The sequence below is a fragment of the Streptomyces sp. NPDC046805 genome (assembly GCF_040645355.1).
Taxonomy (GTDB): Bacteria; Actinomycetota; Actinomycetes; order Streptomycetales; family Streptomycetaceae; genus Streptomyces.
This window is the reverse complement of record NZ_JBEYYC010000030.1, coordinates 66,104-90,056: the sequence shown is the minus strand read 5'-3', so window position 1 is coordinate 90,056 and position 23,953 is coordinate 66,104. Positions and strand designations below refer to the sequence as shown.

General features: G+C 70.1%; 23 protein-coding genes and 3 pseudogenes. 13 read left to right on the top strand and 13 right to left on the bottom strand.

Translation table 11 applies throughout. From position 1 onward, the window contains the following. Nucleotides 1-307: 307 nt before the first annotated feature. The gene (locus tag ABZ910_RS28145) at nt 308-787 is read right to left on the bottom strand and encodes a hypothetical protein (protein WP_361370048.1); all 480 of its coding nucleotides are present in this window, start codon (nt 785-787) and stop codon (nt 308-310) included. A 232-nt stretch (nt 788-1,019) separates the two neighbouring features. Next, the gene (locus ABZ910_RS28140) at nt 1,020-1,511 is read right to left on the bottom strand and encodes a DoxX family protein (RefSeq protein ID WP_361370047.1); all 492 of its coding nucleotides are present in this window, start codon (nt 1,509-1,511) and stop codon (nt 1,020-1,022) included. A gap of 479 nt (nt 1,512-1,990) precedes the next feature. On the opposite strand from ABZ910_RS28140, the gene ABZ910_RS28135 reads away from it, so the two are divergent. From ABZ910_RS28135 to ABZ910_RS28110, 6 genes are all read left to right on the top strand, one after another. Continuing rightward, nucleotides 1,991-2,908 carry a cation diffusion facilitator family transporter gene (locus ABZ910_RS28135; protein WP_361370096.1) on the top strand — a complete coding sequence of 306 codons (918 nt, stop codon included), beginning with the start codon at nt 1,991-1,993 and terminating at the stop codon, nt 2,906-2,908. Nucleotides 2,909-2,933: 25 nt separating this feature from the next. After that, nucleotides 2,934-3,722, top strand: a complete 789-nt coding sequence (locus ABZ910_RS28130; protein ID WP_361370045.1) for an SDR family oxidoreductase — start codon at nt 2,934-2,936, stop codon at nt 3,720-3,722. 152 nt (nt 3,723-3,874) lie between these two features. Beyond that, entirely contained in the window at nt 3,875-4,618 is a 744-nt protein-coding gene (locus ABZ910_RS28125) for an FCD domain-containing protein (protein ID WP_361370043.1), read from the top strand. 186 nt (nt 4,619-4,804) lie between these two features. Continuing rightward, a complete protein-coding gene (locus ABZ910_RS28120) occupies nt 4,805-6,160 on the top strand; it encodes an MFS transporter (protein WP_361370042.1) in 1,356 nt (451 codons plus the stop codon). Nucleotides 6,161-6,285: 125 nt separating this feature from the next. After that, complete coding sequence (locus ABZ910_RS28115) at nt 6,286-6,525, top strand: hypothetical protein (RefSeq protein ID WP_361370040.1); 240 nt, start codon at nt 6,286-6,288, stop codon at nt 6,523-6,525. Continuing rightward, nucleotides 6,525-6,902: a toxin Doc gene (locus ABZ910_RS28110; protein WP_361370038.1), complete on the top strand. Its 378-nt coding sequence runs from the start codon at nt 6,525-6,527 to the stop codon at nt 6,900-6,902. The genes ABZ910_RS28115 and ABZ910_RS28110 overlap by 1 nt, the downstream gene beginning before the upstream one ends. Nucleotides 6,903-7,230: 328 nt before the next feature. On the opposite strand, the gene ABZ910_RS28105 is transcribed toward ABZ910_RS28110, so the two are convergent. The 3 genes from ABZ910_RS28105 to ABZ910_RS28095 form a co-directional block, all read right to left on the bottom strand. Beyond that, the gene (locus ABZ910_RS28105) at nt 7,231-8,058 is read right to left on the bottom strand and encodes an SAM-dependent methyltransferase (RefSeq protein WP_361370036.1); all 828 of its coding nucleotides are present in this window, start codon (nt 8,056-8,058) and stop codon (nt 7,231-7,233) included. Nucleotides 8,059-8,300: 242 nt separating this feature from the next. Further along, nucleotides 8,301-9,026, bottom strand: coding sequence for a FadR/GntR family transcriptional regulator (locus ABZ910_RS28100; protein WP_361370034.1), 726 nt, complete (start codon nt 9,024-9,026; stop codon nt 8,301-8,303). Nucleotides 9,027-9,030: 4 nt separating this feature from the next. After that, nucleotides 9,031-10,377: an enolase C-terminal domain-like protein gene (locus ABZ910_RS28095; RefSeq protein WP_361370032.1), complete on the bottom strand. Its 1,347-nt coding sequence runs from the start codon at nt 10,375-10,377 to the stop codon at nt 9,031-9,033. 316 nt (nt 10,378-10,693) lie between these two features. On the opposite strand from ABZ910_RS28095, the gene ABZ910_RS28090 reads away from it, so the two are divergent. The 5 genes from ABZ910_RS28090 (at nt 10,694) to ABZ910_RS28070 (ending at nt 16,297) form a co-directional block, all read left to right on the top strand. Continuing rightward, nucleotides 10,694-12,016, top strand: coding sequence for an MFS transporter (locus tag ABZ910_RS28090; protein WP_361370031.1), 1,323 nt, complete (start codon nt 10,694-10,696; stop codon nt 12,014-12,016). Next, nucleotides 11,991-12,932, top strand: coding sequence for a fumarylacetoacetate hydrolase family protein (locus ABZ910_RS28085; protein ID WP_361370029.1), 942 nt, complete (start codon nt 11,991-11,993; stop codon nt 12,930-12,932). Before ABZ910_RS28090 ends, ABZ910_RS28085 begins: the two co-directional genes overlap by 26 nt. A gap of 2 nt (nt 12,933-12,934) precedes the next feature. Continuing rightward, nucleotides 12,935-14,434 carry an aldehyde dehydrogenase (NADP(+)) gene (locus tag ABZ910_RS28080; RefSeq protein ID WP_361370027.1) on the top strand — a complete coding sequence of 500 codons (1,500 nt, stop codon included), beginning with the start codon at nt 12,935-12,937 and terminating at the stop codon, nt 14,432-14,434. 106 nt (nt 14,435-14,540) lie between these two features. Beyond that, nucleotides 14,541-15,248 carry a VOC family protein gene (locus ABZ910_RS28075; RefSeq protein ID WP_361370026.1) on the top strand — a complete coding sequence of 236 codons (708 nt, stop codon included), beginning with the start codon at nt 14,541-14,543 and terminating at the stop codon, nt 15,246-15,248. 74 nt (nt 15,249-15,322) lie between these two features. Next, nucleotides 15,323-16,297 carry an asparaginase gene (locus tag ABZ910_RS28070; RefSeq protein ID WP_361370025.1) on the top strand — a complete coding sequence of 325 codons (975 nt, stop codon included), beginning with the start codon at nt 15,323-15,325 and terminating at the stop codon, nt 16,295-16,297. 171 nt (nt 16,298-16,468) lie between these two features. On the opposite strand, the gene ABZ910_RS28065 is transcribed toward ABZ910_RS28070, so the two are convergent. The 4 genes and pseudogenes from ABZ910_RS28065 to ABZ910_RS28050 all read right to left on the bottom strand — a co-directional run bounded on the left by ABZ910_RS28065 (nt 16,469) and on the right by ABZ910_RS28050 (nt 18,649). Then, complete coding sequence (locus ABZ910_RS28065) at nt 16,469-16,765, bottom strand: hypothetical protein (protein WP_361370023.1); 297 nt, start codon at nt 16,763-16,765, stop codon at nt 16,469-16,471. Nucleotides 16,766-16,788: 23 nt separating this feature from the next. Next, complete coding sequence (locus ABZ910_RS28060; protein WP_361370021.1) at nt 16,789-17,103, bottom strand: hypothetical protein; 315 nt, start codon at nt 17,101-17,103, stop codon at nt 16,789-16,791. 169 nt (nt 17,104-17,272) lie between these two features. Next, nucleotides 17,273-17,522 (bottom strand): annotated as a pseudogene (locus ABZ910_RS28055) (IS1182 family transposase); the annotation flags it as partial. Between the two features lie 323 nt (nt 17,523-17,845). Further along, nucleotides 17,846-18,649, bottom strand: coding sequence for a WD40 repeat domain-containing protein (locus tag ABZ910_RS28050; RefSeq protein ID WP_361370019.1), 804 nt, complete (start codon nt 18,647-18,649; stop codon nt 17,846-17,848). A 536-nt stretch (nt 18,650-19,185) separates the two neighbouring features. Between ABZ910_RS28050 and rox the strand changes: the two genes are divergently transcribed. Then, the gene (rox, locus tag ABZ910_RS28045) at nt 19,186-20,613 is read left to right on the top strand and encodes a rifampin monooxygenase (protein ID WP_361370017.1); all 1,428 of its coding nucleotides are present in this window, start codon (nt 19,186-19,188) and stop codon (nt 20,611-20,613) included. A gap of 293 nt (nt 20,614-20,906) precedes the next feature. Here rox and ABZ910_RS28040 read toward each other — a convergent pair whose 3' ends face one another. Together ABZ910_RS28040 and ABZ910_RS28035 are read right to left on the bottom strand one after the other, a co-directional pair. Beyond that, nucleotides 20,907-21,863 carry an alpha/beta hydrolase gene (locus ABZ910_RS28040; RefSeq protein ID WP_361370015.1) on the bottom strand — a complete coding sequence of 319 codons (957 nt, stop codon included), beginning with the start codon at nt 21,861-21,863 and terminating at the stop codon, nt 20,907-20,909. A 105-nt stretch (nt 21,864-21,968) separates the two neighbouring features. After that, nucleotides 21,969-22,511 (bottom strand): GNAT family protein, encoded by a 543-nt coding sequence (locus ABZ910_RS28035; protein ID WP_361370013.1) that lies wholly within the window; start codon nt 22,509-22,511, stop codon nt 21,969-21,971. Between the two features lie 120 nt (nt 22,512-22,631). On the opposite strand from ABZ910_RS28035, the gene ABZ910_RS28030 reads away from it, so the two are divergent. After that, complete coding sequence (locus tag ABZ910_RS28030) at nt 22,632-22,985, top strand: antibiotic biosynthesis monooxygenase (RefSeq protein WP_361370011.1); 354 nt, start codon at nt 22,632-22,634, stop codon at nt 22,983-22,985. Nucleotides 22,986-23,173: 188 nt separating this feature from the next. Here the strand turns inward: ABZ910_RS28030 and ABZ910_RS28025 are convergent. Beyond that, nucleotides 23,174-23,459: pseudogene (locus ABZ910_RS28025) on the bottom strand (SAM-dependent methyltransferase); the annotation flags it as partial. A gap of 40 nt (nt 23,460-23,499) precedes the next feature. Continuing rightward, nucleotides 23,500-23,751: pseudogene (locus ABZ910_RS28020) on the bottom strand (MFS transporter); the annotation flags it as partial. Nucleotides 23,752-23,953: the final 202 nt, after the last annotated feature.

The following is a 23,953-nucleotide window of genomic DNA, read 5'->3' as shown; positions in this document are numbered from 1 at the left end:
CTGGTGGCGGTGCACGAGAACGCTTCCATTGTCCTCCCGTTCCACCGCCCAATCCATCGGAGCGGGTGACCCGTACCCCCTTACCGGACCTTGCGAGCCTCAGCGTGTCTCGCAACACCTGGAGTCACCATGAACCGCCGTACGGCCCCTCTCGCTGCTGGTCGAGGGGATCTTCGTGCTCGCCTTCCTCGCCTGGCTCGGGGTCGTGGCGCGCCGGTCCGAGGACACCGGAGGACTGGTTCACGCGCGGATCGCGGTGGAGGGAGGCGCGGCGGAGAGGCGCTGAAGCCCGTCCGCCCGGAATGCGTCAGTCGACGACGCAGTGGACGTGGGCGCCGCTGCGGCAGGTGGCCCGCTGGTGGTCGTGGAAGCGGGTGTACGTGCCGGCGCTCACCTTGCGGTCATGGCCGCCGGCACCGAACCTGACGTAGTAGTAGCCACTCGAGAGGACGGTGACACCGTCCATGTCGTCCCAGAACCCGGTGGTGGTGTGGGGCCTGACGTCCGTGCCGCTGCACCTCCATGTCACGGGCTTGTACGTGGAGTTGCCGTCCTTGTTCCAGACGTGACAGCTGCTGCGTCCCCCGGAGACGAAGTGGGCGCCCTTCAGATGGCGCCCTGTCCTGTTCTCGATGGTTCCGAACGCACCTCGCACGCCGACCGTGCCGGTGGCGACAGCGGTGGTGGAAGCGATGGCGGTTGCGGGTAGTACCGACGGGACGGCTACGGCCGCCGCGAAGGTGAGGCCGAGCGCGAGGCGCCGGGCGGTGAAGGCCCTCGTCGGCACGGTCGGTCGTGTGTGCCCCGTATCGGTTCGCGAATTCCGTGCCGTGTAGCGCTGGTTCATGAGTCCCCCGTCTCTTCGTTTCTCACCGATCCCGACCAGGGCATCGCGCCCTGTCGGGGCTCCATGCATGCCGAAGCTACGGGAGCGCGACGTACGTCAGGCGCCACGCCGCGCATCTCCGGTCGCCATTTCGCGCACGTCGCCGGAAGCAATGCGGCTCGGCTCAGCTCGTTCAGAGGTTCAGCGTGATCGCGGAGGCGATACCGCCCAGGCCGAGCGCGACGGCGCCATCGGCCCAGCCGCCCCTGCCCCAGGGGAAGAGCCGGTCGACGGCCAACTGCCCAGGGCCGGTGAAGGCGATGGACAGGGCGACGATGGCGATGACGACGTTGTACTCCACGCCGCCGTGCGTCGCCCACAGCCCATGGGCACCGGTGACGGTCACCATGGCGTTGATCATCACGCCGATGAGAGCGGCGGCCGCGAGCGGGGTCAGCAGCCCGAGAGCGAAACAGAGGCCACCGCCGAATTCCGTCAGACCTGCGATCAAGGCGAACACCTCGCCCGGGTGGAAACCGAGGGCTGCGAATCCCTTGCCGGTCGCGGCCAGGCCGGTGCCGCCGAAGATCCCGAACAGTTTCTGAGCGCCGTGCCCGGCCATCAGCAGTCCGAAGGTCAGTCTGATCAGCAGAAGTCCGCAGTCCGCGGCGCCCGGACTCGCCATGCCGGCAGGCCGCGCTACCGGATTCGACGGGTCCGGCGGGTCCGGGTTCCGGTGCGGGACGCGTTTCGTATTCATGGAGTGCTCCGGTGAGAACGCGAGGAGCGCGAAGAACGCACAGTGCGTCAAGAATGCGATGTGCGCGAGGAGCGCGAAGAACGCCGACGGGGCGCTCCCCTCAGCCCGGCCAGGCGCCGAGCCACCGGTCGGCGGTGCTCATCCGCGCGCCACCGCGCAGCGCGGCTCCCTGCCCATCCTTGCGCAGGTGAGCGGGTCGCGCAGTCCGGGCTCGGCGGCAACGGGGCGGGTCGTATCTGCCGTTTTTCGGGCGGAGCACATACTGTCCCGGTATGGGATCGCAGGGTGGTCGAGAGCCGGCGCACGGGGCAGGAGCTGGGGCCGGTGCTGGTGCCGGGGCCGCCGGCGGGACTCCGTCGGGTGCGGCGGGTGATGGCGGTGGAGGCGGGTCCAAGTTCACGGTCATCGTCGCGGCGGCCGCGAACCTGGGTGTGGCGCTGGCGAAGGCCGTGGCGGGTGTGCTCAGCGGTTCAAGCGCGATGCTCTCCGAGGCGGGACACTCGGTCGCCGACACCGTGACGGAGCTCCTCCTGCTGACGGCGCTGCACCGCAGTGAGAAGCCCGCCGACGAGGAACACCCGCTCGGTTACGGCCCGGCGCGGTACATCTGGGCGCTGCTCGCCTCCGTCGCCACGTTCGTGGGCGGCGGCGTGTTCGCGGTGTACGACGGTATCCACTCGCTGACCCACGGCGAGCGCCCGGGCAACCCCCTGGTCTCCTACATCGTGCTGGCCGTGGCCTTCGTGCTGGAGGGCCTCTCCCTGCGCACCGGGTTCCGGCAGGCCACGGGCCAGGCGGAGCGCCGCCGTATGCCGCTCCTGTACTACCTGCGCCACACGCCCGACACCGCCGTCAAAGCGGTCGTCATGGAGGACTCGGCGGCCCTCATCGGACTGGTGCTGGCCGCACTCGGGCTCCTCGGCGCCCAGCTCAGCGGGTCCGGTGTGTGGGACGGCGTGGCCTCGATCCTCATCGGGGTGCTGCTCATCTTCGTCGCCTGGGAACTGGGCCGCTCCAACACCGAACTCCTCCTCGGCCGCGCTCTGCCGAAGCCGCAACGGGAGGAGGTGCGGCGGGTGCTGATGTCGGTGGAGCCGATCGAGGAGGTGCTGGAGCTGATCACGCTGGTGCAGGGCCCCCGGGAGGCCCTGATCGCCGCGAAGGTCGGTTTCCGCGACGTCTACACCGCCGAGCAGATCGAATGGGCCTGCGAGGAAGCCGAAATCCGCCTGCGTGCCGCGCTTCCCTCGGTCCGGCGCGTCTACCTGGACCCGACCCCGGGTCGCCGTACCGACCGCAGTATGGACGGCCGTACCGACTGAAGCTCCGTGTTCGTAGGCTGCGGGAATGATCTCGAACAGCCAACACTCCTACCTTTCCGAACTGTTCTCGCTGGACGGCCGGGTCGCCGTGGTGACCGGCGGCAGCTCCGGCATCGGCCGCGCCATCGCCGGTGCTCTCGCGCGGGCGGGGGCGAGCGTGGTGATCGTGGCGCGCAAGGAGCCGGAACTGACCGCCACGGTCGACGAACTGACGGCGGACGGCTGCCGGGCGGCCTGGGTGAGCGCCGACCTGAGCACCCGTGACGGGGTGCGCGCGGCGGCGGAGCGGGCGGCCGAGGTGTTCGGCGAACCCGACATCCTCGTCAACAGCGCCGGGATCAACCTGCGGCCGCCGATGGGAGAATTGGAAGAGGACGTGTGGGACGCCACCATGGCGGTGAACCTGGAGGCTCCCTACCTGCTGGGTCGGCGGTTCGGGCCAGGCATGGCCGAGCGGGGCTTCGGGCGGATCATCCACATCACCTCCCAGCAGGCGCACCGGGCGTTCGTCCGGAGCGGTGCCTACGGGGTCTCCAAGGGGGCGCTGGAGTCGCTCGCCCGCTCACAGGCGGAGGCGTGGTCGCCGTACGGCGTCACCTGCAACACGCTGGTGCCGGGCTTCGTCATGACCCCGCTCAACGCACAGCTGTCGTCCGACCCGGACAAGGTGGCGGCGCTGGCCGCGCGCACGATGGTCGGGCGCAACGGCCTGGCGGAGGACTTCGCCGGAGCGGCGGTGTTCCTGGCCGGCCGCGCGTCCGGCTATGTCACCGGGCAGGCGATCTTCGTCGACGGAGGCTTCTCCGTTCACTGAACATTGAATAGTCCAGGACTGGATGGACCACTGGACCACTGGGCCGCTGGACCACTGGACCGATGGGCTAAAGTGTTGAGTCGGGTCCGAACAGCTGTTAAGGGGGCAGCTCAGAGGTCCTGGGGACCCCATCCGGGAAGGGACATGCGCCTGTGACCGAGTCGCTGCGCCCGCTGACACGGCCCCGCCTGTACGAACAGGTGGTAGACAGGCTGCGGGAGTACGTGAAGCACGCGCACCTGCAGGTGGGGGACCGTCTCCCCCCGGAGCGTGAGCTAGCCGGGCGGCTCGGTGTCAGCCGCACGTCGGTACGGCAGGCCATCGTCGCCCTCGAAGTGCAGGGACTCGTCGAGGTACGGCACGGCGGCGGAACCTACCTGCTCCGCGACGGTCTGGACGCGCAACCACCGGACGCGCAGACCGGCCGGCAGCCTGAGGTCTCGACCGTCCCGAATGTGCATGACGTCCGCGTCTTCGAGAGTGACGCGGACGTCATGGACGCACGAGACGCCCTGGAGACCAAGCTCGCCGCGCTCGCGGCCGCCCGCCGTACCGACGACGACCTCCAGGAGATCGACGCGGCACTGTCGGCCATGGCGGAGGCGATCGACCGGGGTGAATGCGGTGTCCCCGAGGACGAGCGCTTCCATGCCGCCGTCACCACGGCCGCCCGCAGCCCGCTGCTCGCCGCCTTCCTGACGGAGATCGCGCCGCCCATCGCCGACAGCCGCGCCGAGTCACTGGGCCGGCCCGGCCGGGCCGCGCTGTCCCTCGACCAGCACCGACGTATCGCCGAGGCCGTACAGGCAGGCGACCAGGAAGCCGCCGCGCAGGCGATGCACCACCATGTGGCCGCGGCCGACCACGCCACGTCGCCGCACCGCCGGGCGGACTGAGCCGCAGCCACCCGGACCCACTCCCGCGCGTCGAAGCCGCGTCGAAGCCACGTCGAGGTCACCGGGCAATCCGGGCCTTGACGATCTCCATCTCGCGCATCCTCTTGACATGCCCGCAGCGGGGTAGCACGCTCACCGCAATTCGTTCATTGGTGCAGTGGTTCAACCAATTGTCCGGGAGCCGCCATGACCGCAGTCGAGCCCTCTGCTACCCCTCAAGAGGTGCACAGACACCGCCGCCGCGCCGTCGTCGCCAGTACGGTCGGCACCGCGATCGAGTGGTACGACTTCTTCCTCTACGGCACCGCCGCCGCCCTCGTCTTCCCGCACGTGTTCTTCCCCGGCCAGGACCCTTACACCGGCGTCCTCGCCTCCTTCGGCACCCAGTTCGTCGGCTTCGCCGCACGTCCCCTGGGAGCCGCGATCTTCGGGCACATCGGCGACCGGGTCGGCCGTAAGTCCACACTCGTGACCACCCTCGTCCTGATGGGGCTCAGCACCTTCCTCATCGGCGTGCTGCCCGGCTACGCCTCCATCGGCCTCGCCGCACCCATACTGCTGATCCTGCTGCGGGTGATCCAGGGCATCGGCGTCGGCGGTGAGTGGGGCGGCTCGGTCCTGATGTCCATGGAATGGGGCTCCGAGGGCCGGCGCGGACTGATGGCCAGCTGGCCGCAGTTCGGAGTGCCGCTCGGTCTCCTCGCCTCGACCGGCATGGTCAAGCTGATGAACGGGGTCGCCGGCGGCGGCTTCGACAGCTGGGGCTGGCGCGTGCCCTTCCTCGCCAGCCTGGTGCTGATCGGCATCGGACTCTACGTGCGGCTGAAGGTCATGGAGAGCCCGGCCTTCACCGAGGTGAAGCAGGAGCGCGTGGTGGTGCGCCAGCCGGTCTGGAGCGTCCTGCGCCACCAGTGGCGCACCGTGCTGACCGCCGCCTTCGTGCGCCTGTCGGAGCAGGCACCCTTCTACCTGTTCATCACCTTCGTCCTCACCTACGGCACGGAGAAGGTCGGCCTCCCCAAGGGCGACCTGCTCAACTACACGCTCGTCGCGGCGGCCATCGGGCTGATCAGCGTCCCGCTCTTCGGCCACCTCTCGGACCGCTTCGGGCGGCGCCTGGTCTACGGCATCGGCATCTGCTGCGTCGGCCTGTTCGCGTTCCCGTACTACGCCATGCTCGACTCGGGCAGCTCCTGGATCGTCCTGCTCGCCATCGTGCTGTCCCTCGTCTTCCACGACATCCAGTACGGCCCCCAGGCCGCGCTGATCGCCGAGGGATTCGGGACCAACGTCCGCTACAGCGGCGCCGGGCTCGGGTATCAGCTCGCCTCCGTGATCGCGGGTGGACCGGCACCGCTCATCGCGGCCGCGATCCTCGAAAACACCGGCTCCAGCACCGGGATCAGCTGGTACATCGTCGGCTGCTGTGTCGTCGCCATGGGTGCGCTGCTGCTCATGCCGCGTCAGGTGCCGGCGCTCGCGGCCTCGCAGGAGGCGGCGCCCGTGCCCACGGACGCCGCGGCCTCCTCGGGCGAGAGCTGACCGTGGGTGGCGCCTGTGGCGGGGACACGTACCACGCCCCGCCTCAGGCGCCGCGCCGCCACCGGGCCACGTAAGGCAACCGCAGACCCTCGCGCGCCCGGCACCTACTAGGTACCATCGCGGGCATGCCATCCCTGAACGTGTCCTTCACCGACGAGGAACTCGAGGGCGTACGGGCCGCGGCCGCAGCCGAGGGCAAGAGCCTCAAGCAGTACCTCCACGACCTCGGCGTCCGCGAGATGCAACGCAAGCAGTTCGTCGCCGGCGCCACCGGGTGGGCCGACCGGCTGCGCGAGGAGTTCGACCAGGCCTTCCCCGACGAGGTGCCGCCCGCTCGGCGCGGCAACGGAGCCGCTGCCGCCTGATGCACCTCTACATCGACGTCTCCTGGCTGCTCGACGTCCAGGAGAACGCACTCGGCCACGACGACCTCACCGTCGCCGACTACTCCGCGCTGGTGGCCGCCGTAGCCCGCCACAAGACCAGGCTCCCCACCCTCGCGGCCGCCGATCCCGACGTGGCCTGGCGCGCCGCCGCCCTGATGCACACCCTCGTGCGCCTGGAGCCCCTCCCGCACCGCAACAGCCTGTACGCCGCGTTCATCGCCGCCCAGTACATGGACCAGTCCGGTCAGGGCATCGATCCCCCTTACGGCGCCCTCTCCGACCTGGTGCGCAAGATCCGCGACACGCGCGTCGGAGTCCAGGACGTCGCGGACCAGTTGCGTTCCTGGAGGCTCTAGGGGGCGTGACGTCGCCGTGGTGCGGCGCGTGGAGCACGTGGTGCAAGGCGAGTTGGGGTGCAGGGACAGGCACGTCACGGGGGAACAAGCCTGCCCCTGCACCATGGCGCCCGCGTACCTCCCCCCGGAGAGCGGGCGCCGTGATCCCGCCCGGGATCACTCTCTTCAGCGGATCATCACGCGGGAATGTCACGGGTGACGACGGATGGTCACGAGGTCACCACCCTTGTGGAGAGCGCTACTTGGTGGCGTCACGGATCAGACGCGAATGATGCACACCGGACTGCGGAACAGGCGTCAGCTGATCACCGTCACGCGGGCCCGGCCCTCAAGGCTTCCTGGCCACGCCGCAGAACTGCGTGACGTCCACGATCTCGCCCTCACCCGAGGGGGCCGGCCGCCAGCGCGAGCACGAGACGACGCCGGGCTCCAGCAGCTCCACGCCGTCGAAGAACCCCAGCAGTTCCTCGCGGGTGCGCAGGGTCATGGGCGCCGATCCCTGGCTGTTCCAGTAGCGCACGGCCTCCGCCATCGCCTCGCCGTCGACCTCGGTGGTGGGATGGGAGATCACCAGATGGCTGCCGGACGGTACGGCGTCCAGGAGGCTGCGGACGATGGCCTGGGCCTCGCCGTTGTCGATGACGAAATTGAGCACGCCGAGCAGCGTGAGGGCGACCGGGCGGCTGAAGTCCAGTGTCCGGGCGGCGTGTTCCAGGATGGTGCCCGGGGCGTGCACGTCGGCGTCGACGTAGTCCGTGACACCTTCGGGGGTGCTGGTGAGCAGGGCGTGGGCGTGACTGAGCACGATGGGGTCGTTGTCCACGTACACGATCCGGCTGCTGGGAGCGACGCGTTGGGCGACCTCGTGGGTGTTGTCCACCGTGGGCAGTCCGGTGCCGATGTCCAGGAACTGCCGGATGCCCTCCTCGGCGGCGAGGAACTCCACGGCCCGCGTGAGGAACCCGCGGTCGGCCACGGCTGAGCGGGGCAGTCCCGGGACGAACTCCAGGATCTGGTCGCCGACTTCCTGATCGACGGGATAGTTGTCCTTGCCGCCCAGCCAGTAGTTCCAGATCCTGGCGGAGTGCGACACATCGGTACGGAGCCGGGATGTCCACGCGGAGCCGTCGTCCTGGGGCAGTGAAACGTCTGACATGCCGGAGCTCTCCTCGCGGTCATCGCTTGATCAGTACCGTGCCCAACCTAGACGTCTTCTGCCCCGCCGACATCTGCTTCATCAATCGCCGCAGACATCTTGCTCAACTTCCCATGCTCTGCACCGACTTCGATCCGGGAAGCAGGTCTCCTCGCACGTCTCCTCGCACGCGGTGAACGGCGACCGAACGCCACCGGCACTCGCCCGTCGGGCTGACGGCCCGACGGCCCGCCGAAGCCGGGTCAGGCGCCGTCCCGCAGGGCGTCGAGTCGTTCGCGGACCCAGGTCTCCACCGCGGTGACGTGACGGCTCGCCGCGGCGAAGGCGCCGAGGCTGTCGCGGGCGCGCAGGGCCTCGTAGATGTCCATGTGCTGCTGGTGCGTCCAGTCCAGTACGTCGGACTTGACCAGGGCCCGCCAGATGCGGGCCCGTGCCGTGCGGTGCGTCACCGAGGAGACCAGGGACTCCAGCGTGAGGTTGCCGGTGGCCGCGACCACGGCGGAGTGGAAGGCCAGGTCCTCGCGGACGAGTTCCTCCGGGTCCTGCAGGGTGCGCATGCGCTCGATGCGTTCCAGCAGGTCGTCGAGCGCGGTGTCGTCGATGCGGGTCGCGGCGAGGGCGGTGGCGCCGGGCTCCAGGACCTTGCGGCATTCGAGCATCTCGCCGAGGCCGGCGTCGTGGGCGAGGTCGAGGAAGCTGCCGATGGCGTTCACCAGCCGGTCCGGGCGCAGGTCGGTGACGAACGTACCGTCGCCGCGCCGCACGTCCAGTACACCCGCCATGGCGAGGGCGCGGACGGCCTCGCGCAGCGAGGGCCGGGAGAGTTCGAGCTCGGCGGCGAGCACCGCCTCCGGAGGGAGGCGGTGCCCCGGCTTGAACTCGCCGGTCTCGATGCGCTTCTTCAGGCGACTGATCGCCACGTCGACGACACTGCCGCCCGCCGCGTCCGTGTCTGACTTCGTCGGCATGGGCTCAGTCTGCCACCGGGCGGGCCGTGCTCCAGGCCGGGCCGTCGGGGTAGCGGTACGTCTGCAGGGTCTCGCGGTGGATCTGGGCGCTGTAGCCCGGCGCCTCGGGCACCAGGTAGCGGGCGCCCCGGACGCGGACCGGGTCGTGGAAGTGCTCGTGGAGATGGTCGACGTACTCGACGACGCGGTTCTCCATGGAGCCGCTGACGGCGACGTAGTCGAAGATCGAGAGGTGCTGCACCAGTTCGCACAGGCCGACACCGCCCGCGTGCGGGCAGACCGGTACGTCGTGCGCGGCGGCGAGCAGCAGCGCGGCGACCGCCTCGTTCACGCCGCCGAGCCGGCAGGCGTCGATCTGGCAGATGCCGATCGCCTTGGCCTGCAGGAACTGCTTGAACATGACGGCGTTGTGGGCGTGTTCGCCGGTCGCGACGTGGGTGGGGGCGATGCGCTCGGCGATGGCGGCGTGCCCCAGGATGTCGTCCGGGCTGGTCGGCTCCTCGAACCACCAGATGTCGAACTCGGCGAGCGCCTCGGCCCAGGCGACGGCCTCCTGCACGCCGAGGGTCTGGTTGGCGTCGATCATCAGCCGCCGGGACGGCCCGATGATGTCGCGGGCGATCCGGCAGCGGCGGATGTCGTCCTGCAGATCGGCGCCCACCTTGAGCTTGACGGCGTCCCAGCCCTGCGCGACGGCCTCGTGGCAGAGGCGGGCGAGCTTCGCGTCGTCGTAACCGAGCCAGCCCGCGCTGGTGGTGTAGGCGGGGTAGCCGTGCTCCCGGACGTGGGCTTCGCGCTCCGCGCGGCCGGACGCGCGTGACTCGAGCATCTCCAGCGCGGCCTCGGGGGTGAGCGCGTCCTTCAGGTAGCGCCAGTCGACGAGGTCGACGATCTGCTGCGGAGTCATGTCGGCGAGCAGCTTCCATACCGGCTTGCCCGCGCGCTTGGCGGCCAGGTCCCAGGCGGCGTTGACGACCGCGGCCGTACCGAGATGGATCGCGCCCTTGTCGGGGCCGAGCCAGCGCAGCTGGCTGTCGCCGAGCAGATGGCGCGAGAAGCCGCCCAGGTCGTTCACGATCTCGTCGACGGACAGGCCGACGGCTCGCTCGCCGATCGCACGCGCGGCCTGCAGCGCGAGCTCGTTGCCCCGCCCGATGGTGAAGGTGAAGCCGTGCCCCTCGGTGACGGCCGCGGCGGAGTCCGTACCGGCGGAGTTGGTGTCCTCGACGTGCAGCACCACGTACGCGGCCGAGTAGTCGGGGGCTTCGTTCATCGCGTCCGAGCCGTCTAGCTCCAGCGAGGTGGGGAAGCGGAGGTCGATCGTCTCGACGTCGACGATACGAGCGGTCATCGGCACTCACTCCTGTCCATGGGACCCATGGGACGCCTGCGGACGCCATGCGGGCATACGGCTGCGCACGCTTGCGGCCTCACGACCCCGCTCGCGCGGCACTCCGCCCGGCGCACGGTGGGCAGGGCGGGTCGCGCAAGCGGCGGCGTCGTTCGGGGTACGAGGGCTTGCGGACCTCAAGATGTCAGATGTCTGCCGTGAGGGCCAGAGGTGTCTGGCGGAAAAATTGCTGAACGCAGGTGTCTTGCCAGGTGAGTTGATCGGGCCCTACGGTCCAGCGGTCAGATGTCTGATGTCTGAGCCGCTCGGAGGTCCCGTGAACGCGGTCGTCACCGCGGAGGGCGTACGCCGGAAGGTAGCCGGCCGTCTGCTCCCGCCCCTGTTCCTGATGTTCGTGCTGAGCTTTCTTGACCGCACGAACGTAGCCCTGGTCAAAACCCATCTCCAGACGGACGCCGGAATCGACGCTGCCGCGTTCGGTTTCGGTGCCGGTGTCTTCTTCGTCGGCTACGCCATGCTCGGCGTGCCGTCCAACCTCGTCCTGCACCGCTTCGGCGCACGCCGCTGGCTCAGCGCGCTGATGTTCGTGTGGGGTCTGCTGTCCTGCGCGATGGCCCTGGTCAACAGCCCCGGCAGCTTCTATCTGCTGCGCTTCCTGCTCGGCGTGGCCGAGGCCGGCTTCTTCCCCGGCGTCATCCTCTACCTCACCTACTGGTTCCCGGCCGTCGAACGCGGCAGGGCCACCGGCGTGTTCCAGTCGGCCGTGGCCGTGGCCAGCATCATCGGCAACCCGGTGGGCGGTTACCTCATCGGGCTGCACGGACTCGCGGGTCTGGACGGCTGGAAGTGGATGTTCATCCTGGAGGGCGCGCCGACCGTGCTGCTCGCCCTCGCCGTCCCGTGGCTGCTCACCGACCGTCCCGAGCAGGCCCGTTGGCTCAACGACGAGGAGAAGCGGCTGCTCGCCGCGCGCATCGCCGCCGACCAGCCCGACGCCGGCACGACGCCCACGCGCATCCGCGAGATCATCGGCGACAGCCGGGTCCTGCGGCTGATGTTCGTGTACTTCGCCATCCAGATCGGCGTGTACGGCGTGACGTTCTGGCTGCCCGCCCTCGTCGGCCGCATCCACGGCCTCAGTGACGTCGGTATCGGCTTCGTCTCCGCCCTGCCGTGGGTGTTCGCCCTGGCCGGAGTCCTGGTGCTGCCCTGGATCTCGGACCGCACCGGGAACCGTCGCGGCCCGCTGCGGCTCGCGCTGCTGCTGACCGTCGTCGGACTGATCGGCGGAGTCGTCCTGCCGCCGGTGCCCGCCGTGGTCGCGCTGTGTGTCGCCGCCTTCGGATTCCTCGGCGCACAGCCGGTGTTCTGGACGGTGCCGCCGACGGTCCTGTCCGGCCTGCAGATGGCCGGGACCATCGCTCTCATCTCCGGCTTCGGCAACCTCGGCGGTTTCCTCGGCCCCTACCTCATGGGCGTCATCGAGACGTCCACCGGCTCGGGCGCCGGCGGACTGTACGCGGTGGCCGCGATCGTGGCCGTCGGCGCCGTGGTCGTCACCACCTTCCGCTGGGTCGGACAGACCGCGCACGCACACAAGGAGAGGACCCCCGATGACGCGCATCGTGCGCTTCGCTGACGGCACCGGAGTCGTCCGTACCGGCATCGCCGACGAGGCGGGTGACGTACGCGAGTTCACCTCCACGCCCGGTATCGCGGACCTGCTGCGCCTGCCCGTCGCGGAACTCCGCGCCCTCGTCGAGGAGACCGCGGCCCGCCCCGTCCCCGACGTCCCCGAGGCCGAGGCACACCTGCTCCCGCCGCTGGACGGACGCATGGAGCTGTGGGCCGCGGGCGTCACCTACGAGCGCTCCCGCGAGGCCCGCGTCGAGGAGAGCACCGAGCAGTCGATCTACGAGCGGGTCTACGACGCCGAGCGCCCCGAGCTCTTCTTCAAGTCCGTGCCGTGGCGCGTGGTCACCGACGGCGAACCCATCGCCGTACGCGACGACTCCCCGCTCAACGTCCCCGAGCCGGAACTGGGCCTCGTCCTCAACCACCTTGGCGAGACAGTGGGTTACGTCGTCGTCGACGACGTCAGCTCCCGCTCCATCGAGGGCGACAACCCCCTCTACCTTCCCCAGGCGAAGATCTACGCCGGCAGCGCCGCGGTGTCGTCCGGCATCGTCCCCGCGTGGGAGATCGCGGCCCCCGAGGACCTGAAGATCTCCCTCGTGGTGTGGCGGAACGGCGCGCCGGCCTTCGAAGGCGCCACGTCCACGGCCGCGTTCCACCGCGACCCGCAAGGGCTGGCCGACCACCTGCTGCACGCCCAGCCGTTCCCCGACGGCGTCGTGCTGTCCACCGGCACGGGCATCGTGCCGGGCATCGACTTCACGCTCCAGGCCGGTGACATGGTCGAGATCGGCATCGACGGTGTGGGGGTGCTGCGCAATCCCGTGACACACGACACGGCGGCTCTGGACTGGTTGGCCGAGGCGTCGGACCGGCCGTCGGTCCGCCTGGCCCACCGCTCGTACGGCCCCGAGGAGTGACCGTGACCACGACTACGACGACTTCACCCCTTCCCGCCGACACGACGGCGACGGAACTCGACTCGGTGCTCGACGCGGCGGCGCGCGCCGCCGCACCGCTCGCCGACCTCGGACCGCGTGCACGCTCGGGCCTGCTGACCGCGGTCGCCGACGCGCTCGACGCCGCCGGCGACGAACTGGTGCCGATCGCCAAGGAGGAGTCGGGCCTGCCCGAGCCCCGGCTGCGCGGCGAACTCCTGCGTACCACCGTGCAGTTGCGAGCCTTCGCGACGCTGGTGGCGGACGGCGGCCATCTGGGCGTGACGATCGACCCGGCCGACCCCGACTCCCCCCTGGGCCCACGCCCCGAGCTGCGACGCATGCTCGTGCCCCTCGGGCCCGTCCTGGTCTTCGCCGCGAGCAACTTCCCCTTCGCGTTCAGCGTCGCGGGCGGCGACACCGCGTCCGCGCTGGCGGCGGGCTGCCCCGTGGTCCTCAAGGGGCACCCGGGGCACCCCCGGCTCTCCCGGCGCACCGCCGAGATCGTCACCGACGCCCTGCGTGCCGCCGGCGCACCCGACGGCACCTTCGGCCACATCCTGGGGCTGGAAGCCGGCACACAGGCGCTGCGCGACCCGAGGATCGCGGCCGCGGCCTTCACGGGATCACCGACGGCCGGCCGGGCGCTCTTCGACATCGCCTGCTCGCGCCCGACACCGATCCCCTTCTACGGCGAACTCGGCAGCCTCAACCCGGTGTTCGCCACGGAGGGCACCGTAGCCGCCCGCGGCGCCGCACTCGCCCAGGACTACGTCGCGTCCTTCACCCTCGGCTCGGGCCAGTTCTGCACCAAGCCCGGACTGCTCTTCCTGCCGCGGGACCACGGCCTGGAGGACACGCTCGTCCAGGCCACCCGCGACGTACCGGCGGCACGGATGCTCCACCCGGGCGTCCACGAGGGCTTCCGCGCACGCCACGCCGAGCTGACCGCCGTACCCGGGGTGCGCACCCTGGTCCAGGGCGGCACCGGTGAGGACCTGACCGCGACGCCGTCCCTCCTCGCGACCGACGTTCCCACACTGCTGCGGCACCGGGACGTCCTCCTGCAGGAGGCCTTCGGCCCTCTCTCCGTGGTCGTCACCTACGAGGACGAGCGCGAACTGCGCGCCGCCGCCGAGGCGTTCGACGGCAATCTCACCGCGACGGTTCACTCGGAGCCACCCGAGGCCGACGCCGTACGCAGCCTCCTCACGGTGCTGGCGACGCGCGCCGGACGCCTGATCCACAACGGCTGGCCCACCGGTGTCGCGGTCACCTCCGCGATGCACCACGGCGGCCCCTACCCGGCGACCACGGCACCGCTCCACACCGCGGTCGGCACCTCGGCGATCACGCGCTTCCTGCGTCCGGTGGCCTACCAGGGAATGCCGGAGGAACTGCTGCCGGAAGCACTGCGGACGACGCCCACCGAGCCGGAACCCGGCGGCGCGGAGAGCGCTTCGCCCTCCGGGGGGCGGGGCTGACCGCTGACCAGGTGGCGGCGGCGGGCCGGGCGACCGTCCCGCCGCCACCGCGTGAAGTGCCGGGAGAGCCGGGGGAGTTGTCAGTGGCGCAGGCTAACTTGAGCGCATGACTGATGTAGCGAGCGAGGTCGGGCGTCTCAGGCCGCAGCAGTTCCATGCGACCGCCGGTCTGGGGGACTGGCGGGTCCTGGGCGAGGGGGCGTGTGCCTACTTCCGCACCGGATCGTTCGCCGCCGGCGCACGGCTTGTGCAGGCCATCAGCGAGCTGCCCGACATCGAGGCGGGCAACCCTGATGTCGACCTGAGACACGACGGCGTGACCGTGCGGCTGATCACGATCACCGGCGAGTACTACGGCCTGACCGAGCGGAACGTCGAGCAGGCCCGGCGGATCTCGGCCCTCGCGCGCACGCTGGACATCCCGGCCGACCCGTCCGCCGTGCAGACCGTCCAGGTCACGGTCGACGCCCTGGCCGGTCCCGATGTGGTGCGGTTCTGGCGCGCGCTGCTCGGCTATGCGGACCGGGCGAACAGCCCCGAGGACCTGATCGATCCGCACGGCCGCGGGGCGCCGTTCTACTTCCAGCGGATGCAGACGCCGCGAACCGACCGCAACCGGGTCCACGTCGACGTCTGGGTGCCGTACGACCAGGCCGAAGCGCGGATTGCGGCGGCTGTCGCCGAGGGCGGCCGCGTGGTGACCGACGCCCACGCGCCGTCCCACTGGGTGCTGGCCGACCCGGAAGGAAACGAGGCCTGTGTCGGCGCCGCAGGGTGGATCGGCCCGGAGCCCACTGATCACGAAGTTCCCTGATCAGGCAGGCGAGTTGGCCGTAGGGTGCCGGTTGGTGATCGTCTTCCGTGTCGGACGCAAGGGGGAGTGGGCGGATGTGGGTGGCGTTGTTCGCGCTGGGCGGGACGGTGTCGGTCGCGGGTGACACGCCTCGGTTGACGGGCAGTCAGATCGTCGCGGGGGTGCCGGGGTTGGACCGGCTGGGGGTGCGGATCGATGTCCGGGACGGGGAGGCGGTGCCCAGCTCCGGGCTGACGTTCACGAAGGTCCTCGACGTGGTGGACGCGGCGTCACGGGCGATCGCCGAGGGCGCCGCCGCGGCCATCGTCCTGCAGGGAACGGACACCCTGGAGGAGACGGCGTTCCTCGCCGATGTGGTGTGGCCGCACGAGGAGCCGCTCGTACTGACGGGTGCGATGCGCAACGCGTCGCTCGCGGGCGCCGACGGCCCTGCCAACGTGCTGGCGGCGGTGCGGGTCGCGATCGCGCCCGAGGCCCGTGGGCTGGGGGCGCTGGTGGTGTTCAACGACCAGGTACACGCGGCCCGTTGGGTACGCAAGACGAACAGCACGAGCACCGCGGCGTTCGTCTCGCCCAACACCGGCCCCCTCGGTCATGTCGTGGAGGACCGGGTACGGGTGCTGGCCGCGCCGCCCCTGCGCGAGGTGCTGCCGTACCGGCGGCCGGACACGGAGCGACTGGCCGCCACCCGCGTGGCCGTGTACACGGCGGTCCTCGACGAGGACGGCAGTGTCGTCGACGACGTGGCGCGCAACTGTCAGGGACTGGTGGTCGCCGGGTTCGGTGTGGGGCATGTCGCCGGTGCCCTCGCGCCGCGGCTCGGCGAGGTGGCCGCCCGTATGCCGGTCGTGCTGACGTCCCGGACGGGCAGCGGTTCGGTGGCGCGTGCCACGTACCGCTCGCCGGGTTCGGAGTCGGACCTGCTGGGCCGTGGCCTGATCGACGCGGGGCTGCTGGACCCGTGGAAGGCGCGCGTCCTGCTGCGTCTGCTGCTGGCCGGGGGCGCGGACCGGGACGAGATCGCCTCGGCCTTCGGCCGCTGGGGCTGACGGCACCCGGCCTGTCGGCAGGCCGGGTACCGCGGGCAGGGGCAGGTGTCGCAGGCAGGCCGGTGCCGCCGACAGGGGCGGGTGCCGCGGGCGGACCGGCTAGCGGCGGCGTGGCAGGTGTCGCGGGCAGGTGTCGCGGGCGGGCCGGCCGCCGTCAGCGACCGGCTGCCGTCAGCAGAACCAGCCGTCCTGGACCCAGCCGTGACGGTTGATGTTGCCGTACGCGAACCCGTACGCCCAGCCGGACTGCTTGCTCTCCACCAGGAAGGTCTGCCCCTTGTACAGGGTGCCCATCCAGGCGCCTCCCGGGTCGGTGCGGACGAAGAGATCCTCGGCGCAGACGGTCTCGCGTTGGCCGACGGTGCCGTTGGCGGCCTGGGCGGTGCCGGGGCTGAGCAGCAGGGTCGCGCCGACGGCGGCTGTGACCGCCGCGGTACGGACGGCGCGCAGGGTGCGGTGTGCGGACATGGCCTTCCCTCTCGAATCCCGGCTCACCAGGAGCCGTAGCCGCCAATGCATTCGTAGCGCACATAGCCCCAGTCGTTGGGGCCGAAGTCGAACGTGGCTGCCCAGCCGTTGTAGACGGGGTGGACACCGCGGGTGTGGCCGACCTTGTCGCCGTAGTACAGGGTGCGGACAAAGCCGCTGGGACCGGAGGAGCTGTCGTAGTTGGCGTAGAAGCTCGCGCTCTGGCAGACGATGATCGCGTGCTCCGGGACAACCGTGGCGTGGGCCGGAGCCTGGAGCAGTGCGACGGTGGCGACCGCGGCGGCACCGGTCGCGAGGGCGCGCCTGATGTACGGCATAGCGCATCGACTCCTCGTGGGTGATGGCTTGGTTGACGCGAGTAAACCGTAGCCTGATTGTCATGCGCGCAACAGACTGTGGAAGGCCTCGGCCAGCTGGTCAGGCGGTGGGGTGGCTAGGAGCGTGGGTCGGTAACGGGCAAGCTGACTGATGGCCGTGATCGACGGGCTTGGCCATGCGTTCCTTCAAGGTGGCGTTCACCGGTATTCGTCCGCGCGGTGCGGGCGGGACCTGCTCGTCGTGGGCGAGGCGTCCCGTGGCCATGAATGTCTCGGTGCCGCAGGCGAGTTGGCGGTTCTTCGCGGCCTGCGGGTTGCTCTCGGAGCAGTACCCGGCGTCGACCAGAACCTGCTTGGGGGGGGACACCGGTGTTGGCCGCGCACTGGTCGAGCATCGTGGTGTAGTTCAGTGCGTCCGAAGGCGGGAAGCCGCGCTTCTCGGTGTAATCGGCCAGGACCGGTCCGAGGTCCAGCACGTCATCGACCAACTCGGCGACGAAGCGGGCCAGATGATCCTGGGGCAGCCACTCGTCCGGCGACGGGCATCAGCAGGACCTGGTGCGGGTCGAAGGACCTGAACCGCTTGTCCACCGCCGCCGAACGACCGTGCGTCCGCTCGGATCGACCGGCTCAGCCTTGAACAGCCCATCCCCATCACGCATACCCGGATCATCCCACATGAAAGATCACGAGACGCATGCGGCTTACCAGTTACTGACCCCGCTCCTAGGCGGTGAGCCGGTCAGATGGTGAGCCGGTCCAGCACCAGCGCGCCGTCACGGGAACCGGCCGCGAGCAAGGCACTACCGTCGGGCAGCGCCGTCACCGCGGCGGCGCCCATTCCGGGATAGACGGCCGCCAACTGCTCACCGGTGAAGGCGTTCCGCTGGCGCACGGTGTCGTCATCGCATCCGACGATCACGCGCGGTACGCCCTGGACCGGTACGACGGCGATCGTGTTCGGCCACCAGTCGCCGGTCGGCAGGGAGGGGCCGACGGGTTCGCCGGTCGCCGCGTCCCAGCGGAACAGCGCGCCCTCGTCGTCGTGCGCGACGAGCAGCCCCCGCCCGTCCTCCAGAACGCACGCCGCCACGACACACACCCGGCTGCCGGGGCTCACCGGCAGCGGCTTCCCGACCGGTGCTCCGCTCCCGGCGTGCCATCGGCGCACCGTGCCGTCCTCGCCGCCGGTGACCAGGAGTGGGGTGCCGTCCGGCAGTGTGAGGTCGGTGACAGTCATGACGTAGCCGTCGTGGCACTTCCACGGCGCTCCCACCGGCTCGCCGGTCGCGGCGTCCCACCGGTGCAGGTGACCGTCGATCCCCGCTCCCGCGAGAACCGCCCGACCGTCCTTCGATGTCGTCGCGGCCACCTGCCACATGGTCGTGTCGGAGATCCGGTCCTCCAACTGCCCGGTGCGGACGTCCCATGTACGCAGCCCGTCCGGGTCCGAAGTGGCGAGGACGACCCTCCCGTCGGGCAGGGGAGCCAACACGCCGTCGTGGACGATGAGATCGCCGCGAGGCACGTCGAATTCCAGCGACACGCGACCAGTTGACGCATCCCAGCACCGGAGTTCCCTGTGGCCCTCCGAGCCCGCCGTGAACAGCAGTTGCCGACCGTCGGGCGGAAGCCACCACGCGAGGGGATGAGCAAAGGCGCGGTGGGCCGAGGGGATATGGCGCAAGGGGACTCCTGGAGAACCTGAGGAAGACGCCGGCGAAGTGCCGCGGCGGGCCTGCTGATCGGGCCGCTTGAAACCGCTCAGTCGAACTGCTCCGGCCCGTAGAGCGCGTGGTCGACGCCCGTGGTGAACGCCCAGTACGGGGCGACGGACCCCACGGGGTGCGGTCCCGCACCCGGGACCCGGCCAAAGGTGAAGCCCCAAAAGGAAAGGCAAGGAGGTTGATTACCACTCCTTGCCACTCTCAACGTATAGCGCACTGGGGGCCTTGCGGCAAGGCCCCCAGTGTGATGCAGAATCTCCAGCCGCAGTCAGAACCTGCGGAAATCAGGGATTCGGAGCAGTCGGCCGAAAGGCAGCTTTGCTGAGAAGAACAACCGTGTCGAGTGGGGGGTTTCATGATTGACGTGATCGTGGCCGGTGGCGGACCGACCGGCTTGATGCTGGCCAGTGAGCTGCGGTTGCACGGCGTGCACGTGCTCGTGCTGGAGAAGGAGCCGGAGCCGACCGCGTACGTCCGCGCGCTCGGTCTGCACGTGCGCAGCATCGAGGTGATGGACCAGCGCGGTCTGCTGGAGCGGTTCCTCGCGCACGGCAAGAAGTACGCGGTCGGTGGCTTCTTCGCCGGCCTCGGCAAGCAGTGGCCCGACCGGCTGGACACCGCGCATTCGTACGTCCTCGGCATCCCGCAGACCATCACCGAGCGTCTGCTGACCGAGCACGCCACCGAGCTCGGCACCGAGATCCGGCGCGGCTGCGAACTGGTCGGGCTGAGTCAGGACGAGGACGGGGTGACCGTCGAGCTGGCCGACGGCACGCGGCTGCGCTCGCGCTATCTCGTCGGCTGCGACGGCGGCCGCAGCACGGTGCGCAAGCTGCTCGGCGTCGGCTTCCCCGGTGAGCCCAGCCGGGTCGAGACCCTGCTGGGCGAGGTGGAGGTGGCCGTATCGCCGGAGACGCTGGCCGAGGTGGTGGCCGAAGTCCGCAAGACCCACATGCGGTTCGGCGTCATGCCTCTCGAGGGCGGGGGATACCGCGTCATCGTGCCTGCCGAGGGGGTGGCGGAGGACCGCACGGTCCCACCGACCCTCGAGGAGCTCAAGCAGCAGCTGCGGGTGTTCGCCGGGACCGACTTCGGCGTGCACTCACCACGCTGGCTCTCCCGCTTCGGCGACGCCACCCGGCTGGCCGAGCGTTACCGGGTCGGCCGGGTCCTGCTGGCCGGCGACGCGGCGCACATTCATCCGCCGACGGGTGGGCAGGGGCTCAACATGGGCGTGCAGGACGCGTTCAACCTCGGGTGGAAACTGGCCGCCGAGGTGGACGGCTGGGCGCCGGAGGGGCTGCTGGACAGCTACCACGCCGAACGGCACCCGGTGGCCGCCGCTGTGCTGGACAACACCCGCGCACAGATGGAACTTCTGTCCGTCGAGCCGGGTGCCCGGTCAGTGCGCCGGCTGCTGTCGGAGCTGATGGACTTCGAGGACGTGAACCGGTACCTCATCGAGAAGATCACCGCGATCGGTGTCCGCTACGACTTCGGCGACGGGCACGAACTCCTCGGCCGGCGGTTGCGCGACGTGGGGCTGAAGCGCGGGCGCCTGTACGAGCTGATGCGCGCCGGCCGTGGGCTGCTGCTCGACCAGACCGGCCGGCTCTCGGTGGCGGGCTGGGAGGACAGGGTCGACCACGTCGTCGACGTCAGCGAGGAACTGGACGTCCCCGCGGTGCTGCTGCGGCCGGACGGCCACGTGGCGTGGGTCGGCGAGGACCAGCAGGACCTGCGCGACCGACTGCCGAAGTGGTTCGGCGCTCCCGCGCTCTGACCATGAGCCGCATGGCGGTCATGTGAGCTTGCAGGACGCCTACTTGGAGACCGCGACGCAGACGTTGCTCCTACTGGACACACCGCAAGGTCCGTGCCCGGGGCAGGCATGCCTTGACAGGTCATCTCATGTGGCTGGTTCGACGACCTGCTGTCGTGGGGATCGTTGAACGACTGGTGCCGGATGAGCTGTGGAAGCTGTTCCAGCGAGTCGTGCCGAAGGCGCCGACCCGGCCGCTAGTTGGCGGTCGGCGCCGGCACGGCGAGCGGGGAGGTCCTTTATTGCCTGCACCCTCATCTGCTACCGCCGGTTGGTGACGTGACGTGGTCGGCGAGCCATCGGGTCACTTTGTCGAGGTAGCCGGGCGCGAGGTCGTCCGAGTCCCCCACCTGCACACGATGGTCGGCTCCGGGGAACACCTCGACGGCCAGTGTGGCCCGGTCAGGGCGGGCCGGGTGGCAGGCGGCCGTGGCGAACTTGTGGATGCTGTCGGCGACCGGAACCAGCGTATCCGCGCCGCCGAAGAGCGCCAGATGCGGGCAGCGCAGCCCGAGCAGGTCCGACATCGGGTCATGGTCCTGCTTACGTTTGAGGAACGTCCAAAGGCGTTCGTCCATGTCGGCCCAGTAGTGGGTCAGTTTCGACGGTCCACCCGCGGCGTCGACGAGCTGTGCCGCTGTCGGGAAGTCGGCATTGTGTCGGCCGGCTTCGACCAGACGGTCGTACAGAGCCAGAGTGCTGTCGATCTCCGCATGCCGATCCCTGTGTGTCTCCCGCAGATGGTTGGCGAGCGCATACCGTTCTTGTACGGCCGGGCTCACTCCCGGGCAGCTGTTGGTGATCACCCATGGCACGTCGTCCCGCGCTGCGGAAGCGCGCAGGGCGACCCAGCCGCCCTCGCTGTGGCCGAAGAGTCCTGTCGCGCCGGGTTGAATCTCGAGCTGGCCACGGAGGAAATCCAACGCGGCGGCTGCGTCAGCTGCCAGGTCGTTCATGGTCGCGGCGCGCCAATCGCCCGATGACTGGCCGACACCACGCTTGTCGTACGACAGCACAGCGAATCCGGCATTCAATAGGTGCTGCCGCAGCGGCCGGAAGTACCCGCCATTGTCCCTGTCGGACGGCCCGGACCCACCGACCAGCACTACGCCCGCAACACCCGCGTCGGCCTGGCCCGGCACCCTCAGCGAACCGGCCAGCTTCACCGCCCCATTGAAAAACGTGATGTCCCGCACCCTGACGGTCTTCATGCCGTCAGTCTCGTAGATCCGCCCTGGCTCACGTAACACTTCTGTCGATCCGGGCCGTCGTCCATGTCGGCTCCGCGGCCCCCCTCTTGACCGTCGGGCGGCGGCCTAGCCCTTCGAGTCCGGCTTCCATTCCTGGACGAGAAGCCCGAGCAGCACCTCGTCCAGGAACTCGCCCATCACCCAGGACGAGGAGCGCAGCACGCCCTCGCGGACGAAGCCGTTGCGCTCGGCGGAGCGCAGCATCGCGGTGTTGTCCGACAGCGTCTCGATCTGCAGTCGCTGCAGGCCGCGTACGACGAAACCGTAGTGGCACAGCACCGCGACCACGTCGGTGCCGTAGCCCTTGCCGCGGGAGGACGGCAGCAGCCCCAGCCCGATGTGCGCGGACCGGTTGTGGTTGTCGATGCCCCACAGCGTCGCGGTGCCGACCAGGGTGCCGCCCTCAAGCTCCACCACGGAGAACGGGACGTGCCCCTGCTCCGTGTCGTCCACCACGAGCCGCGGATCCTTCGAGCCGGGCGTGATCGGCCGCCACGGCCTGCTTTCGGCCCGCGAGCCGTTGACCACGTCGTCGTAGAGCTCGGCCCGCAGGATCGGGATGTCGTCCTCGTGCCGGGCCCTGAGCCCGACCGTGCTGCCTCTTAGCATGCGAGCTTCCTATCCGGCCGGACTGGCCGGCGGCAAACCAATAAGCGATCGTCGCAGTGGATGTATCCCGTTCAGGAAAGACGCTGGATCGTTGGGCGCAGCCCGCCTTACGCTGGCGCCGTGAGCAACCACTCGGAAGCGCCTGTCGCGCCCGTCGAGGCCTTTGAACCCCCCTACTACGTGGCTGTCTTCACTACGGTGCGAACCGAGGACCAGAGCGGCTACAGCGAGACCAACGCACGCATGGAAGACCTGGTGAAGGACGTCCCTGGGTTCCTGGGGATGGACCATGCGCAGACTCCTGGCGGGCTGGGCATCACCGTCGGGTACTTCCGCGACGCCGACGCCCTCACGGAGTGGCGGAGCAACGCCGAGCACCGCGCGGCGCAGAAGCGCGGGCGAGCCGAGTGGTACCAGAGCTACACGCTGCATGTGGCGAAAGTGGAGCGCAGCCACGGGTTCACGCGAGCGTAGGTCCCGCAGAGCCCGACAGCAGGCTGACCAACCGAAGCCACCTCAGCGCCCGTCCCGCCACCGGCTCGCATCGAATGGCTCGGCATGCCCCTCGCGAGCCTGAACTTGCGCCGCATCAGAGGACCTTCGTCCTGTTGCTGCTCCCTGCGCAGCCTTTACCCCCAGGGCGAAGTTTCTCTGACGCGGCCCTACTTGTCCGAGCCCGCGGCCGACGGCGGGACCTCCACGACGAAGAACAGGAAGCTGGTCTTGGTCGAAAGGGCAGAAGCCGTCGGGGAACAGTTCACGGGTGGCCGGGTCGGGCTGCGGCTCGCTGATGACGGCAACGCGGAAGCCGGCGGTGGTGAAGGCATCGGTCATCGCGTGCAACGGCCTGCGCCAGAACTTCATCGGGAAGGACCGCCCGTTGAGCTTCCAGTCGAAGGTGTAGCTGGTGGTCGCGAAATAGTCGGGACGAGGATCCTCGATCGTGTAGGGCGCCAACGGCGTCGCCGCGACCATGGGCCCGGGCGGCCACGAGCGTAGCGATGTCGGGCGCGAGACCGCACAGCAGTGACGTGATGCCGAAGAGGGCGAACCCCGTGACCACCACGCTGCGGTGCCCCCACCGGTCCCCGACCACTCCCGCCCCCAGCAGGAACGCGGCCAGCGCCACGGTGTAGGAGTCGACCACCCACTGCAACCCGGACAGGTCGGCCCGCAGCGCGTGGCCGATATGGGGCAGGGCGACGTTGACCACGGTCACGTCGAGCTGGACGAGGAACATGCCCGCGCACATCACGGCCAGGATCAGCGGCGCCGCCGTTCCAACGATGCCGTACTCAGCGAGCGGGATCGGGTGTGCGCGGGCGAAGGGCCGGGGGATCGCGATGCGGACATGCGGCCATGGTTCCAGGCAGTTCCAGGCCGATACCCCCAAACAGCTCAGTGAAGCTGGGCCGGAGGAGGCGAGGGTGCGTGAGCGGTGT

Coding starts and splice junctions, on each gene's coding strand:
- ABZ910_RS28140 (WP_361370047.1), bottom strand. CDS start 1,511: ATGGCGAGTCCGGGCGCCGCGGACTGCGGACTTCTGCTGATCAGACTG.
- ABZ910_RS28130 (WP_361370045.1), top strand. CDS start 2,934: ATGATCTCGAACAGCCAACACTCCTACCTTTCCGAACTGTTCTCGCTG.
- ABZ910_RS28120 (WP_361370042.1), top strand. CDS start 4,805: ATGACCGCAGTCGAGCCCTCTGCTACCCCTCAAGAGGTGCACAGACAC.
- ABZ910_RS28115 (WP_361370040.1), top strand. CDS start 6,286: ATGCCATCCCTGAACGTGTCCTTCACCGACGAGGAACTCGAGGGCGTA.
- ABZ910_RS28110 (WP_361370038.1), top strand. CDS start 6,525: ATGCACCTCTACATCGACGTCTCCTGGCTGCTCGACGTCCAGGAGAAC.
- ABZ910_RS28105 (WP_361370036.1), bottom strand. CDS start 8,058: ATGTCAGACGTTTCACTGCCCCAGGACGACGGCTCCGCGTGGACATCC.
- ABZ910_RS28100 (WP_361370034.1), bottom strand. CDS start 9,026: ATGCCGACGAAGTCAGACACGGACGCGGCGGGCGGCAGTGTCGTCGAC.
- ABZ910_RS28095 (WP_361370032.1), bottom strand. CDS start 10,377: ATGACCGCTCGTATCGTCGACGTCGAGACGATCGACCTCCGCTTCCCC.
- ABZ910_RS28085 (WP_361370029.1), top strand. CDS start 11,991: ATGACGCGCATCGTGCGCTTCGCTGACGGCACCGGAGTCGTCCGTACC.
- ABZ910_RS28075 (WP_361370026.1), top strand. CDS start 14,541: ATGACTGATGTAGCGAGCGAGGTCGGGCGTCTCAGGCCGCAGCAGTTC.
- ABZ910_RS28070 (WP_361370025.1), top strand. CDS start 15,323: ATGTGGGTGGCGTTGTTCGCGCTGGGCGGGACGGTGTCGGTCGCGGGT.
- ABZ910_RS28065 (WP_361370023.1), bottom strand. CDS start 16,765: ATGTCCGCACACCGCACCCTGCGCGCCGTCCGTACCGCGGCGGTCACA.
- ABZ910_RS28060 (WP_361370021.1), bottom strand. CDS start 17,103: ATGCCGTACATCAGGCGCGCCCTCGCGACCGGTGCCGCCGCGGTCGCC.
- rox (WP_361370017.1), top strand. CDS start 19,186: ATGATTGACGTGATCGTGGCCGGTGGCGGACCGACCGGCTTGATGCTG.
- ABZ910_RS28040 (WP_361370015.1), bottom strand. CDS start 21,863: ATGAAGACCGTCAGGGTGCGGGACATCACGTTTTTCAATGGGGCGGTG.
- ABZ910_RS28035 (WP_361370013.1), bottom strand. CDS start 22,511: ATGCTAAGAGGCAGCACGGTCGGGCTCAGGGCCCGGCACGAGGACGAC.